Here is a 13,993-nt window from a genome sequence, read left to right as displayed (position 1 = left end):
TTTTTGTTATTATCGTTGGATAATGCTTAATCTCAAGAATAACGTGGTACTAGATAATGAAAATACTTTTGATTGAAGACTCTGCACACTTGCGACGTAGTTTAGTCGTCGGGTTAAGTAATCTTGGTTTTACGATTGATGAAACCGGAGATGGTTCAATAGGCTTATCAATGGCTATCACTAATGAGTACGACTTTATTATTCTTGATTTAATGCTTCCTAATGTTGATGGCATTACGTTATTAAAAAGTATTCGAAAGATGGGTAATGACGTAAAAGTGATTATCTTATCGGCAAGATCACAACCTGAAGATCGTGTTGAAGGCTTATTGTCCGGTGCGGATGATTATCTAGTGAAACCTTTTTCTTTTGATGAGTTACACGCTCGTATTTTAACGGTGGCACGAAGAGGTGTGGTTAAAAATAGCGATGATGATATTAGGTTGGGTGACTTTACACTCGATCTTGCCAAAAAAGAGTTGGAGTTTTCTGAGCAACTCATCGATCTTACTAAAAATGAGTACAAGATTATTGAGTGCTTATTCTTATCTAAAAACCAAGTCATAACGACTGAAAATATCAGCAATTATGTCGTTGGTTCGTTTGATTCATTATCGAAAAATACCATAGAGTCACACCTCTCTTCTGTGCGTAAAAAGGTAAAAGTATTAGGCGGTGAGTTGCCAATTAAAAACAAACGTGGTTTTGGTTATTATTTGGAAAAAAACTCATGTACTCAATAAAAAACAGATTAGTTAATGCATTAACCGTGATTATTGGCGTAATTTTATTGGTGGTTTTCTTATCGTTGGATTTCATTCTTGATGCTTGGGTTGATCAGCAATTCGATGATGCGTTAGTTGAAAAATCAAACTATTTAAAATCACTGGTTGAAGTCGAAAGTGATGAAATTGAATTTGAATATCATACTGGTTTTATGCCCCAATTTGAGCGTAAAGATAATGCTCAATATTTTCAGATTTGGTTAGAGGAAGAGACTTTCGCGAAGTCTCAATCACTTGCTTATTTTGATGATGTTGATTTGAAATACAAAGACGTTCCTACGCATGGTAGCCGTATTTTTAAGATTAGATTGCCTGATGGCAGCATGGGAAAGGCCATTTCTGCTCGTTTTCAGCCTCAATTGTCATCAGATGTTAATCCAGCTGATGTAACCTATATCGACACTATGTACCTGACGTTAGCTATCTCAAATCAAAGAGTCAGTAACATATTATTGATTGCTGATTTATCGTTGTTATTTGTGTTTATAACGGCAATTTTCGGGGTGAGATTTGTTGTAATTAAAGTTGTCGATAAAGAACTAGATTCACTTTATTTATTAAATAAAGAGATTTCAGAACTAGACGCTCATGCACAACAGATAAAGATAAATCCGAAAGAGAGTAGAGAAATAGCGCCAATTAGAAAAGAGTTAAATCGATACATTGAGTTAAATATTCAAAATGTTGCGAATGAGAAGCGTCTTTCTTCTGATATCGCTCATGAGCTTAAAACGCCAATTGCTGAGATCATCAGCTTGAGTGAGATGAATATTCGTTTTCCTGATGATATTCGTATTTCAGAAACTTATAAGGAAGATGTCTTATCCATTGCGCATAATATGAAAAATATCGTCAATAAGTTGATGGCATTGAATCAAAGTACATCGGGACATTATTATATTGAAAAGCAAGAAGTCGATATTAGAACGTTAGCGGAAGAGATCAGTTCAGAGCTAAAATTTAAGTATTCGGATATAGATAATAGAGTTGTATTTGTTTCTTCTTTAGCATCACCAATCATTTATGTCGATAAGTTTAGTATCGAAACGATAGTGAAAAATCTATTGGATAACGCATTATTTTATGGTGTAGAGGATACGAAAATCGTGGCATCTATGGCTAACGATGATAAAGATAACGTAATTTTAGCTATTAAAAATACGACATCAAATAAGTTAACTCAAGAGAATATAGACAACTTATTTAAGCCGCTTTATCAGGTAGATAGCTCGCGAACTCATACAGAAAGACATGGTTTAGGATTGTCGATAGTAAAGAATGTTGCACAACTAAATGGCTATGATTTATCTGTAGATTATAACGATGAACAAGTGATTACGTTTAGTGTGGTTATTGGGTTATAAAAATAAAAAGAGGAGTTGCATGCTCCTCTTTTTATTTTTTTCTTATGGAGTCACTGTCAGGTAATTATTATTTTACCGACGTATCTGACATACCAATTCCACCGGATTTCTGGCGTGGTGGAAAGGTCTTTAGAGACTTTTTATATTCTACAATTGATTTTTGTAATGTTGGGACAATCCAAGAACGCTCTTTCATCCACAAGAACCAACCATTCGTATCAACACTGCGCTCATAAGGATCGGCTTTAATATCAAGGATAATACCTAAAGGCCATGCTTTTGCTGGTTCAGTCCATTCTGTTTTGGTCTTCAGGTGTACTTTCCAATCACCCACGCGAACAGCGTTTAAATCTTGCTCGTTGTAATAGAAAAATTCATTACGTTTACTTGGGCCTTTATTGGTTAGCATATCCATTTGGTTATAACCATCGAGATGAACTTTATATTTAGTATCACCAATTTTCTTGCCTTTAAGAAGATCTTGCTTAACGGTAGTATCACCCGTAGCTGCTGCCATTAGAGTTGGAACCCAATCTTCAGAAGTCATAAAGCCGCTGGTATATTCTCCTTCAGGGATATGTCCAGGCCAGCTAATTAACATAGGAACTCGGAATGCACCATCCCATGTTGTGCCTTTTTGTCCACGGAACGAAGCCGTGCCAGCCATTGGCCAGTGATCAAGGTTAATACCGTTATCGGCAGTAAACATGATGATGGTATTATCAGTCTCACCAAGATCATCTAATTTGTTTAATAGAACACCGATTTGATCATCTAATTCTTTTAGTGCATCAAAATATTCAGTGTGACCGCTTGCGCCTAAGTACTCGTCTTTTACATGTATTTGCTGATGCATACGTGATGGGTTAAACCACATAAAGAAAGGCTTATCAGGTGTATTGGCTTCATGTTTGTCTAACCAATCGGTAGAGAATTGCACAAACTCATCATCAATGACTTTCATGCGCTCAGACCCTAGAGGCCCTTTATCTTCTATGCGCTGTTTACCTATTTCGCCCCAACGAGGCTGTTCAGTTTTATCATATTTATTGGTTGCAAAACTGTGGATCATGTTACGTGGGCGGCCAACAAAATTAGGATCTTTCGGGAAGTTTGGTTGCTCAGGCATTTCCATTACATTTAGGTGGTATAAGAAGCCGTAGAATTCATCAAATCCATGTACGGTAGGTAAGAATTTATTGCGATCCCCTAGGTGACTTTTACCAACATGAATCGTGTCGTAGCCTTTGGCTTTCAACATATCAGCTAAAGTAGGGTCTTCTTTTTGTAGACCAATATTAGAACCAGGTTGACCAACTGTTGTTAAGCCAGTTCTAAATGGATATTGACCGGTAATAAAAGCGCTTCGTCCAGCGGTTGAGCTGCCTTGAGCGTAGTAATCACTTACCATCATGCCGCGTTTTGCTATACGGTCAATGTTTGGTGTTTCAATTGCGCCCAGACCACGGTGATAGGCAGAAATATCCATTGGGCTAACATCATCAATCATGATAGTAACAATGTTAGGTTGCGTTTGAGCTGCATGTGCACCAAAAGAGGTGACAGCCAGTGCAATCGCTGTTTTAGCTATGGTTTTGGTTTTCATATTAAAGTACCTATGAATAAAAATAGAGGTTTCGAGCTAGATTTAGCATTTATTTGATTGGGTTAATCGGTGGTACTGTCCATTTCATATCTAAGATATCTTGGGATGGGATGTACAAACGAGTAATGGCATAAAAGTTACCTTCAGCAGTTGGCAACCAATTGGCGAGTTGCTTACTGTCGGTTGGTTTTTTATGGGACAGAACTAAATCAAAAGAGCCGTCTTTATTTTTCTGAATCGGCGTTTGATCATTAATATTGAAACGACGGATATCATTGCTAATTAACATTTTTGTTTTTGCGTCATAAACCGTAACTGACCAAAAGGAACCCACTGGTGGCTTATCTTTAAAATGCATCGTGTATTGGGTATTACCCGATAATAGTTGGCCTTTGGCATCAGTATAGGTAATTGGGTACATGGCTTCTTTTGCGCCTTGCCCTCCAAGATAAGGATGAGAAATGAGTGAACGTAATGCATTGTCGTCACCAAATTGGTCCAAAACAAAAGAGTAATACCACCCATCTTTCATTTTCATTGTGACAGGGTTAGATGTTTGATTTGCTACAATTTGTTGGCCATCTTTCACTGCTTTTTCAAGCTGAATTTTCATTGATGGCGTTAATTTGGAACGATCAAATCCATCTTTACTTAACCCAATCTTATTAAATTGACCAAGCAATGCTTGCTGACGTTCAGGAATAGGGTTTGCTGTTAAATATGTGCCGAGCTCTTCGTAAAAACGTAGTGGGTCATCCGGTTTTCCTGCTCTTGGTGATAATGTGGGTGAAATAAAATCAGATGCATCTTGAGAGAGGTATTGACTTAATGGGGTTAATTTATATTGATCTTGTATGGTATGAACTGTTGGGTAATCTTTCTCACCAAAGACTTGAGTTCTACCCCATAACCATACCTTGGTCGTTGGAGCTTCAACTACTGCCATGCCTTTTGGAATATTCCCTTGCCAATGAGGAGGAACAATCATAATTTCTTGTGCATTGTCGCCTGTAGTGCGTGTGCCGACATACTTGAAGAGGTTATGCCACATATCGAACATATTAATTACAAAGTAGCGATTATTAACAGTAGGTGTCGATAAGATCATAGGTTCTTTAGACACATCAACAACGGCACTTGAATATAAGGTGTCTCGATTGGCGGTCGGCATGTCAGTGTCTTGATCTGTTGGTAGGCGACGAGCATGACCAAAATGATTTAAAGGCGCACGATAACTCGTGTCATTTTGTGGCTGAGACATATCCGTATATTGGCGAGCAACCTGCTCCATACGAACTAAAGTTGAACCCCATAAATAGGCATTAGTCGCCAAAATATAGCTTTCTTGATTTAGCCATGTTGAGGCTTGATTTTGATGGATTTGAGCGGCAGGACTCAGTGTTGTTGATTTTACTTCTTGAGCATTAATACTCAAAGAACTCATTAAAATAGTGGCGATAATAGTAGCGGTGAACTGTTTTTTAAACATTAGCGACTCCTCTCAATATATAGAGTCATCTTACGTTTTTTACTAAAAAATTGTTCCTATACTCTCTATTACTATTTTTAATAGAGAGTGTTTTTAGATTTGAAAAATGAATAGTTAAGATTAAGAGAGAAAACGTTTGGTTTCAGTCAAAAGCCACTCAGTCAGAGGCTGTTTTCTGTTGGTTTGGTGGCTAAAAAAGGCAATTTTACGTTGATAACCTTTAGGAACAAGTGAATGAGGAATGGATAAAAAACGAAATTTCTCACCAATAGATTCTTCTAAAGAGCGCGGCATAATACCAATGTATTTACTTTCAGCCATCAAGGTTGTCATTAGCGTAATATCACTGGTTCTAAGACTAATGTTTTTCTTTAATTTAAAACTGCGGATCAACTGTTCAGCTTTAGAAGGACCGGTAACTCCAGGGATCAGGCAGATAGCGACGGGATAAACGAGAACTTCTTCAATAGTGATTTCAGTTATTGGGTGATCATTATGAACCACAAAAGCAAATTCATCGGCTCCCACTTCTTGCTCCATCAATGTTTTATTGGTTTCCATTGGTAAATAAGTAATACCAAAATGTTGATGAGGGTTCGTTTCCAATTTTTGTGGTGTATTGATGTCCCAATGCGAGCATTGAACCGTGAGAGCAGGGGCTAACAATGTCAGTTTCTTTATTAACTGAGCGCCAAGAGTGGATATCAATGGAGGAGATATCAGTAAATGTAATTCACCATTAAGTTGAGAGATATCCCATTCAGTATTGTCACTGTATAGTTTATCAAGCTGAGTTAGCAGATTAGGTAGTGTGGATAAAATATCCAAACACTTGATGGTAGGAACTAGATTATTCTTATCTCTAATGAATAAGGGATCATCAAATTGGTCACGCAGTTTTTTTAACATAATACTGATAGTTGGTTGACTTAAATTCATTCTTTTTGCCGCTAAAACGGTCTGTCTTTCTTCATTAAGAATGATAAGTAATCTGAGTAAATTAAGATCTTTATTATGCATTTATACCCATCTTCGTATTGATGTTTTGATTATTAAATATAACCACAAAGCTCTGAATAATCATTAGTTATACACTATAATCGGGACGAACATAATAAAAATACTCTTTAATGGATAAAGGAAAAAAAGATGAAAAAGTGGTTATTATTGCTCAATAGTGTAATTCTTTCTTTTGGTGTTAATGCTGCTGATACATGGAAAGATATAGAACAAAAAGCGAAAGGGCAAACTGTCTATTTTCATGCTTGGGGAGGAAGCCAAGAGATAAATAATTATCTTCGTTGGGCGGATAAAGAGCTACAACGTCAGTATGGCGTTACTTTAAAGCATGTGAAGGTTGCTGATATTGCAGAAAGCACATCTCGTTTGATTGCAGAAAAAACAGCAGGTAAAAACGAGGGTGGAAGCGTTGATATGGTTTGGATTAATGGTGAAAACTTTAAATCTATGAAGAATAATAAATTATTGTTTGGCCCATTTACTAAAGACTTACCAAGTTGGGAATATGTAAATAAAACCTTACCCGTAGACAGTGATTTTTCTGAACCTACATTAGGTTTGGAAGCCCCGTGGGGCGTTGGTCAACTTGTGTTTATTCATGACAGACAAACCTTAAGTAATCCGCCACAATCTTTTGCTGAATTACTTAGTTACAGTAAGGCTTTCCCAAATCGAATTACTTACCCAAAACCACCTGAGTTTCATGGAACGAGTTTCTTAAAAGCACTATTGATTGAACTGACAAATAATAATCCGCAATTAATGAAGCCTGTGGAGCAAGCAAATTTTGCTGGAATCACACAACCATTATGGATGTATCTGGACGAGCTTCATCAAAACGCATGGCGTAAAGGAAAGCAGTTCCCATCAGGTACAGCACAATCACTGCAGCTATTAGATGACGATCAAATTGATCTTGCGGTTACGTTTAATCCAAATGAAGTATTCTCAGCACAAGCAAGTGGTAAGCTAGCCGACAGCACAGAAGCTTATGCTATGGAAGCGGGCGCACTATCAAATATCCATTTTTTAGCTATTCCTTGGAATGCATCAGCAAAAGAGGGCGCTCAAGTAGCGATTAATTTTTTACTGAGCCCTGAAGCACAATCTCGTAAAGGGGATTTAAGTGTTTGGGGCGATCCATCTGTCTTACAATCACAATACCTAACGGGCTCAGCAAAAAAGACCAAATTGTTTAAATCATTAGCTGAACCACATCCAAGTTGGCAGTTAGCGTTAGAAAAAGAATGGTTAGTCCGTTACGGAAAATAATATAAAACTTAAATGAAAGAGCGAGCAATATACAGGCGTAATATCAATATTGCTTGCTCTTTTTTTCAAATTATTAAAGATCCCCTTCAAAATTCCGTCTCAAAAAAAAGACCGTTTAAACTTTAAATTGAGATCTGCCCCATTGATTTTTTATATTTTAATAAAACAATTCTTTCTATGTTGAATCTAATTTAGAATAATTTTGATATCTTAAATTTATATTCATGTTATGAAATCATTGGTTCATACTTAAAATCTCATATTTAACAGTTAATTATATCAATAATGTTATTTAACTTTCATATGAACTTCTATAGAATAATTTTAATCTAGGCATTTTAATTTATATTAAATTTTCAAATGCTATGTGTGTTAAAAATATAAAGTATTACCCTTAAGCTAGGTAGAGGATTAGTTCATTTGTATGAAGAATTTATTTGAGCAAATTTTAAAAAAATATAGATTGAAAAGTGGTATTACTCAAGAGTTCATGGTCGATTTATTGAGTAATAATTCATCTAATCTGAAGAAATTAGATAATGTTACTTTTAGCCGATGGGAGAGAGGGATAACAATTCCCCCATTTAGAAAACAAATTGAGATATATCGATTGCTTGGCGTCGATCCCATTGATGAGATTATAAAACTTGATATAGAGTTACCGAAGATAGATGCCGAAGATTACTTTATTAGTGATTACTATACGGAATCTGTAAATGATTTTTATTCTTATTACCTTAACCGTACTAATATTGATGAGGTGATTGATTTTGTCAATGAAGTGGAATTGATTGAAAATAATGATGTTTATGTAAAGAGAATTCTTGATTCATTACAATCAGGCAAGAAAGATCACGTCATTAAAATGCTCATCGAAAAATTCAATGCAGAAATAATTATTTGTAAATACAACCAAAGGATAATTGCTCATTCAATCACTCTTTATATCGAACCTGACTTCATAAAAGACATTGTAGGTGACACTATTGAACTATCAAAAATAGAGTCATATTCAGGAAGTCATCCATTTGTGATTTCATTTCATGCTTCAACACTTACCACCTTGAGATTCATTCTTGGGAATATTTTAAATAAATTCTTAGATATTCCAAACATTGAATCTAAATTGTATATGTCGTCATTTGAAAAAAACATACATAAGCTTTTTCTAAAGCTTAAATCTAAAGTTAAATATAATGAGTCTTATGATGGAAAAAATTTGAAAATTTCTGAATTAACGAAGTTTGATATCAACAGTTCTAGAGAGGCATTGTATTTTCTTGTCGGATTTAGAAGGAAAGAATATGAAAAGTAACATCATAATTGTAGATGATATCGAATTCTCAAGGAAAGTAATTTCTTACATTATAAAGAAAAGGTTTAATGATGAAGTCAATATTATAGAAGCAGAAAATAGTTACGATGTAGAAAAAATAATAAAAAGCAATATAAAAATCAATGGGATAATTACAGATATAATAATGCCTGATGGTAGTGGATTTGATTTAATTAATGTTCTTTCTATGAATAATTACAACATACCTATTGTTATCGTGTCTTCTGTTAAAATGAATATACTTGAGAAAATAATGAATCTTGCTGAAGTCAGCGGTGTCAATATTATTAATTCATATAGGAAACCAATATCATCAGAAGATATTATTAAATCGATTGAGAACTTTTCTTTACAGGAATTAGAAGAAAAAAAAGAGTGTTTTACAGGATGTAATAAAAATTCGTTAGTTGAGTTGTATTATCAACCCCAAGTTAACATACAAGATAGAGTCACTATTGGAGCTGAAGTCTTTATTCAATGGAAGAATAAGGAGGATAGTTCTGTTTCTCAGAATGTATTCATGCCAAAAATTGATGATATGAAAAAACTATTAAATTTCATGAGATTATCTGTGTCTATGTTGTTTGATGAAGTTTGTGAATATTTTGATAATATGAATGATGAATTCAAACTAAACTTACGAGTACCACTAAAAATAATTTGTGATGATGAATTTATAGGGTATCTTTTGAATAGAAAACTTCGTATCCCTTCTAATAAAATTGTTTTTGTGATTGATTGTCACGACAAGATAGATGATAGAACTAAGCTCGTTGAAAATACGAAAATGCTAAAAGACATTGGTATTGGTGTATCAATTAATTTCTGTGAGCAGTGTAATAAAACATATATATCGGATGCTTATAAAGAGTTACCTTTAGCTAGGGTAACTATGGATCATAATATCCCAACATCGAGTAGGTTGCATATATGTAATGCATTATCAATCAGTGATAATGGTATGGTGATTTATGATGTTAATAATGATGGTGTAAAGGATAAGCTGATCGAGCAGGGACTTAAGTTTTTACAAGGTGATTATTTATCACCATTAATGACATCTGCAGACATAAATAAATGGATTGAAAATTATGAGTCAGAGACTTCAAGAGTTTAATGTGGTTGATTTTGAGAATGGTACGAGTACAAGAAATACCACATCAGATGCTTTGTTTTTTAAAATGATGATCAAAGAAAGCCTCCAAAATGAACTTGATTCTACCGATCATGAAAAGATTAGAGATACAATTCATGCAATTAAAGGAATATCTAGTTATGGAGGGTTAAATCGAATGCATGAAATATGCAGCAGATTAGAAAATTACCATCAAATAATGACCTTTGACTTAATAAAGACAACGTTAAATAAAGAATACGAAAATATTTTGAAAAATGAAAACTTTATTATTTGATTAATTACTCTAAAGCATGATATTTGTCATGCTTTTTTTATACCTATTTTTTAATGAAAAATAATTTTGTTACGTTGTAGGTAATGAGTATTCACGTCATAAATTTCTAATTTATTATAAATTGATTTTTTACTGTTACATTTATTAACAAAATACACAGTTGTTTAATTTTTATTTTCACGGTTAAAAGTGTGACATCGATCGTATCTATTTGTTAGATAAGGCTAAATTACATTTATTAGCATTTTTATCTTTATATTAAAAAAATATGCCTTATTCATTTTTATATCAGATTATTATGATGTCTTCAGTTTGTTGATACATTGATTCCAAATACTAGTCAGTATTAACAAATATAAATCGTAAAAAAGTAAATGATTATTTTTTTGTAAAGTGAAAATTCAACATTAAGGTTATAAAATGCTAACTCAACTTGTAGTTCGTTCTCAAATGGCGTTCGAAAATTTTAAAAATGATCAACGTGGTGTTACTGCGATTGAATATGCAATCATCGGTGTTTCTATTTCTGCAATTGTTTTATTGATGTTCAATGGCACCCTTAAAGATGCTTTAGTTGGTGCTATGGGAACAATTTCAAGCAATATTGATTCTGCCAATGTGACAAGTTAATCATCGTTAAGTGGATGATTTTTTAATAGTTTGGTGGTTTTTATTAACCACCATTTCTTTGTTTATATGCTATCAAGATATTACTAAAAGGGTTATTTCTAACAGAGCATGCATGGCTGTGTTTATCATTTGTATTTTGTTTGGGATCATTACGGATAATTTTAATAATATATTATGTCCAGTGATAATACTTGTTACAGGATTCTTTCTCTTTTTATTGAATATTATTGCAGCAGGAGATGTAAAACTTGCTGTTGCTTTTTCAATAGCAGTTAATCCAAAGTATCAATTGTTAGTTATTACCATCATTTTATTACTTGGAGGTGTTGTAGCACTGTGCCAATTAATTTGGAATGAATATAAATCAGATGGAAAAGTAAATGGTGTCCCTTATGGTGTCCCTATTTGTATTGGTTACTTATTTGGTATTGCAGCATCAATTTAAGGTAAATAATGAAAGTTAAAATAATAATGGTACTCGCGATAGCGACTATCCTATTTGGTTTGTACGGATTAGTGAATAACTTATCTATGCCAAATCCTATAAACATACAACCAACTAAAGAAGTGAAAATTAAAGTTTGGCGTTTAAAAAAAGATGTGGAACTGAGCGAAGAAATTGACCGTCGTATGTTATCAATTGAGTCTATTTCTGAGGAAAAAGCGAATTCTCTTGGCTTTTTTGAAGACGTAGCGATAGAACTAAAACCAGGAACCGTGTTTAGAAATACTCTAAATAAAGGGGATTATCTATCAATGAATGACTTAATTGCCCCTAACGATGATGGCTACATTGATTATGTTATCGCTCCTGAGAGAGTTCCTTTCCCGCTCACCGTAGATCCTTCATCAATTACTGGTGGCGTTATTCGAAGTGGAACCATTGTTGATATTCTTGCTTTGGCATCGACTAAAAACATGAGTAACACAAATAGAAATGTGAAAAAGTCAGTTTCAATTACACCAATATTTTCTGGTGTAAAAGTATTAAAGGTTAAGCGTACTGTTAAAAAGGAACGCAATGATGTTGAAACAGAAACCGTTAATTTAATTTTAGAATTAACCAGAGAGCAAGCAACTAAGTTAATTGTAGCGAAAGAAATAGCGAGCATTGAAGTATATAAATCAATTGGAAAATATGACTCTAGTGATTTACAAGCCGACGCGGGAGATATTCTAAAAGACTTCAACTCAATTACAGAATATCGCGCAAATAAAGTGGTAATTAAGTGAGGGTAATACAATGATAAATAAATACTACCAATCTATAATTACATTGAGTTTATTATCGATTTCTGTTTTTGCGAATGCTGCTGGTCTTATTAATATGTCTGAAGGTGGAGCAAGAACGATATCAGTCAATCAGGATATCTCTTCTGTTTTTCTTTCTGATCCTAAGGTTGCAGATTACCAAGTAATTGATAAACGTAAAGTTGTTATTTATGGGAAAAAGATAGGGACAAGTTCTGTTTTTATTTTTGGCGAAAAAGGGGATACGCTTTCAAGTAAAAAAATAATGGTCAATAAAAGCCTAGCAGATATACAACAATATATTTCTGTGAAATATCCAGATACAGCTGTAGACATATTTAATGTCGGTAAGCAGGTTGTATTAAGCGGTACGGTATCAAATGAACAAGAAAAAGATGAAATTAATACTATTGTTGGTGAGCTATTAGAAAAGAATAGTAAAGATTTTCAGTTTGAATTTGATACAGAAGAGCAAGATTACGAAGTTCAATTTATGGAACGTCACCAATATAAAGGTATTGTAAATAATATTGTTGTAGCGGTAACCAAACAAGTGAATGTGAAAATATCTATTGCTGAAGTTTCTCAATCTTTTCTTGAGGATATAGGTATTCAATACGGCAGTAGTGCTAGTGTCCCTGGTGTATTTGTTCAGCCTTTAACAAGTTTCAGTTCATCCGACATCATGTCGGTAATATCTGCAATTGGAAATGATTCTGTAGGGCAAATACTCGCAGAGCCTAACTTATCGGTTATTTCAGGTGAGAGTGCAAGTTTCCTTGTTGGTGGTGAGCTGCCTGTAGTTACGAGTGTAAATAACAGTACTAACGTTGTTTATAAAGAGTTTGGTGTGCGTCTTGAACTAATGGCGAAGGTAAAGAAGGATGACAAAATCACTCTTGCTTTAGTGCCAGAAGTTAGTTCTTTAGATACTCAATATGAAAATGACTCTTATGATCTTCCTGCATTAAAAACACGCCGAGCGCGTACAACGGTGGAGTTAGGGGATGGTCAAAGCTTCGTTCTTGGTGGGTTATTAAACTCTGAAGATAAAGAAAGTTTACAAAAAGTCCCATTCATAGGTGATATCCCTATTTTAGGAGCGCTATTTCGTCATTCTGTGACTGAGAGAAACAAAACAGAATTGATCATTGTTGCAACAGTAAATTTAGTGCAACCGATCCATCCTTCTCAAATTCAACTGCCAACGATGAAGAAAACAACCACATTAAGTCGTTTCTTCGCAATAGAAGATTCTTATATTACTGCCAGTGACAAATGGGCAAAAGAATTACTAGCCACTGGAGGGTTTAAGAAATGATGAACTGGAAATATGTGTTGTTTCTGCCGCTAGTTTTAATGATTGGTTGTGTAGAAAAAGTAAACGAACGTTTTGGACCAGAAATTGATGTATATCCAGTTACCTTCTCTATCGCGTTATCTAAATCTAAAGAATCAGACGGTAAACTGTCGGCGTTTTTTGATAAGTATGAAAACGAGATATTGAATCATGGGGTCAAGATCAGTTGGTTTAGCACTAAAGGTAAAAAATGGGCAGACAAGATTAACAAAGAGCTGCTTAAAAATGGAGTAAATAAGGAATTAATTATCCTTAGTAATGAAGAGAAAAAGGTCTCTCATTTTGATATTAAGCTTTCTCTTGTTACACATAAAGTTCAAGTTTCAACCTGTGAATATGCCAACATTGGCACGATAGGGAACGTAAGTAGTGGCTGTTTTGTCGAAAATGCTCGTTGGTCTTCAATGGTGAATCCTCAAAAAATGCTATTAGAAAAAACCAATTCAAATACAGAAAGCGGTGAATAAC

14 protein-coding genes are annotated in these 13,993 nt (G+C 34.3%); 11 read left to right on the top strand and 3 right to left on the bottom strand.

The window, feature by feature from the left end; translation table 11 throughout:
• The first annotated feature begins 56 nt into the window (after window positions 1-56).
• The gene (locus BTO23_RS17100) at window positions 57-743 is read left to right on the top strand and encodes a response regulator transcription factor (RefSeq protein WP_060992772.1); all 687 of its coding nucleotides are present in this window, start codon (window positions 57-59) and stop codon (window positions 741-743) included.
• Window positions 731-2,149, top strand: coding sequence for a sensor histidine kinase (locus BTO23_RS17095; protein ID WP_061004206.1), 1,419 nt, complete (start codon window positions 731-733; stop codon window positions 2,147-2,149). The genes BTO23_RS17100 and BTO23_RS17095 overlap by 13 nt, the downstream gene beginning before the upstream one ends.
• Window positions 2,150-2,216: 67 nt before the next feature.
• Here BTO23_RS17095 and BTO23_RS17090 read toward each other — a convergent pair whose 3' ends face one another.
• The 3 genes from BTO23_RS17090 to BTO23_RS17080 form a co-directional block, all read right to left on the bottom strand.
• On the bottom strand, window positions 2,217-3,755 hold the full coding sequence (locus BTO23_RS17090; RefSeq protein ID WP_060992774.1) for a sulfatase-like hydrolase/transferase: 1,539 nt from the start codon (window positions 3,753-3,755) through the stop codon (window positions 2,217-2,219).
• Between the two features lie 49 nt (window positions 3,756-3,804).
• Window positions 3,805-5,244, bottom strand: a complete 1,440-nt coding sequence (locus tag BTO23_RS17085; protein WP_105064118.1) for a DUF1254 domain-containing protein — start codon at window positions 5,242-5,244, stop codon at window positions 3,805-3,807.
• A 120-nt stretch (window positions 5,245-5,364) separates the two neighbouring features.
• Window positions 5,365-6,264, bottom strand: coding sequence for a LysR family transcriptional regulator (locus tag BTO23_RS17080; protein ID WP_105064117.1), 900 nt, complete (start codon window positions 6,262-6,264; stop codon window positions 5,365-5,367).
• 129 nt (window positions 6,265-6,393) lie between these two features.
• Between BTO23_RS17080 and BTO23_RS17075 the strand changes: the two genes are divergently transcribed.
• The 9 genes from BTO23_RS17075 (at window position 6,394) to BTO23_RS17035 (ending at window position 13,992) form a co-directional block, all read left to right on the top strand.
• A complete protein-coding gene (locus BTO23_RS17075) occupies window positions 6,394-7,536 on the top strand; it encodes an ABC transporter substrate-binding protein (protein ID WP_105064116.1) in 1,143 nt (380 codons plus the stop codon).
• 424 nt (window positions 7,537-7,960) lie between these two features.
• Entirely contained in the window at window positions 7,961-8,851 is an 891-nt protein-coding gene (locus BTO23_RS17070; protein WP_060992778.1) for a helix-turn-helix transcriptional regulator, read from the top strand.
• Entirely contained in the window at window positions 8,841-9,989 is a 1,149-nt protein-coding gene (locus BTO23_RS17065) for an EAL domain-containing response regulator (protein ID WP_061004214.1), read from the top strand. The genes BTO23_RS17070 and BTO23_RS17065 overlap by 11 nt, the downstream gene beginning before the upstream one ends.
• Window positions 9,964-10,284 (top strand): Hpt domain-containing protein, encoded by a 321-nt coding sequence (locus BTO23_RS17060; RefSeq protein WP_060992780.1) that lies wholly within the window; start codon window positions 9,964-9,966, stop codon window positions 10,282-10,284. The genes BTO23_RS17065 and BTO23_RS17060 overlap by 26 nt, the downstream gene beginning before the upstream one ends.
• Before the next feature lie 420 nt (window positions 10,285-10,704).
• Window positions 10,705-10,914: a Flp family type IVb pilin gene (locus tag BTO23_RS17055; RefSeq protein WP_060992781.1), complete on the top strand. Its 210-nt coding sequence runs from the start codon at window positions 10,705-10,707 to the stop codon at window positions 10,912-10,914.
• A 10-nt stretch (window positions 10,915-10,924) separates the two neighbouring features.
• Window positions 10,925-11,359, top strand: coding sequence for an A24 family peptidase (locus tag BTO23_RS17050; protein ID WP_060992782.1), 435 nt, complete (start codon window positions 10,925-10,927; stop codon window positions 11,357-11,359).
• 8 nt (window positions 11,360-11,367) lie between these two features.
• Window positions 11,368-12,147: a Flp pilus assembly protein CpaB gene (cpaB, locus tag BTO23_RS17045; RefSeq protein WP_060992783.1), complete on the top strand. Its 780-nt coding sequence runs from the start codon at window positions 11,368-11,370 to the stop codon at window positions 12,145-12,147.
• 10 nt (window positions 12,148-12,157) lie between these two features.
• On the top strand, window positions 12,158-13,486 hold the full coding sequence (locus tag BTO23_RS17040; RefSeq protein WP_060992784.1) for a type II and III secretion system protein family protein: 1,329 nt from the start codon (window positions 12,158-12,160) through the stop codon (window positions 13,484-13,486).
• Window positions 13,483-13,992, top strand: coding sequence for a hypothetical protein (locus BTO23_RS17035; RefSeq protein WP_060992785.1), 510 nt, complete (start codon window positions 13,483-13,485; stop codon window positions 13,990-13,992). Before BTO23_RS17040 ends, BTO23_RS17035 begins: the two co-directional genes overlap by 4 nt.
• The last annotated feature ends 1 nt before the right edge of the window (window position 13,993 follow it).

It is taken from the genome of Aliivibrio sifiae (assembly GCF_002954715.1).
GTDB classification, from domain to species: Bacteria; Pseudomonadota; Gammaproteobacteria; order Enterobacterales; family Vibrionaceae; genus Aliivibrio; species Aliivibrio sifiae.
The sequence above is the reverse complement of the archived record's forward strand: the minus strand, read 5'-3'. Positions and strand labels throughout refer to the sequence as shown.

Excerpts from the sequence above, each read along its gene's own strand:
- BTO23_RS17100 (WP_060992772.1), top strand. The coding sequence starts at position 57 with ATGAAAATACTTTTGATTGAAGACTCTGCACACTTGCGACGTAGTTTA.
- BTO23_RS17095 (WP_061004206.1), top strand. The coding sequence starts at position 731 with ATGTACTCAATAAAAAACAGATTAGTTAATGCATTAACCGTGATTATT.
- BTO23_RS17090 (WP_060992774.1), bottom strand. The coding sequence starts at position 3,755 with ATGAAAACCAAAACCATAGCTAAAACAGCGATTGCACTGGCTGTCACC.
- BTO23_RS17085 (WP_105064118.1), bottom strand. The coding sequence starts at position 5,244 with ATGTTTAAAAAACAGTTCACCGCTACTATTATCGCCACTATTTTAATG.
- BTO23_RS17080 (WP_105064117.1), bottom strand. The coding sequence starts at position 6,264 with ATGCATAATAAAGATCTTAATTTACTCAGATTACTTATCATTCTTAAT.
- BTO23_RS17075 (WP_105064116.1), top strand. The coding sequence starts at position 6,394 with ATGAAAAAGTGGTTATTATTGCTCAATAGTGTAATTCTTTCTTTTGGT.
- BTO23_RS17070 (WP_060992778.1), top strand. The coding sequence starts at position 7,961 with ATGAAGAATTTATTTGAGCAAATTTTAAAAAAATATAGATTGAAAAGT.
- BTO23_RS17065 (WP_061004214.1), top strand. The coding sequence starts at position 8,841 with ATGAAAAGTAACATCATAATTGTAGATGATATCGAATTCTCAAGGAAA.
- BTO23_RS17060 (WP_060992780.1), top strand. The coding sequence starts at position 9,964 with ATGAGTCAGAGACTTCAAGAGTTTAATGTGGTTGATTTTGAGAATGGT.
- BTO23_RS17055 (WP_060992781.1), top strand. The coding sequence starts at position 10,705 with ATGCTAACTCAACTTGTAGTTCGTTCTCAAATGGCGTTCGAAAATTTT.
- cpaB (WP_060992783.1), top strand. The coding sequence starts at position 11,368 with ATGAAAGTTAAAATAATAATGGTACTCGCGATAGCGACTATCCTATTT.
- BTO23_RS17040 (WP_060992784.1), top strand. The coding sequence starts at position 12,158 with ATGATAAATAAATACTACCAATCTATAATTACATTGAGTTTATTATCG.
- BTO23_RS17035 (WP_060992785.1), top strand. The coding sequence starts at position 13,483 with ATGATGAACTGGAAATATGTGTTGTTTCTGCCGCTAGTTTTAATGATT.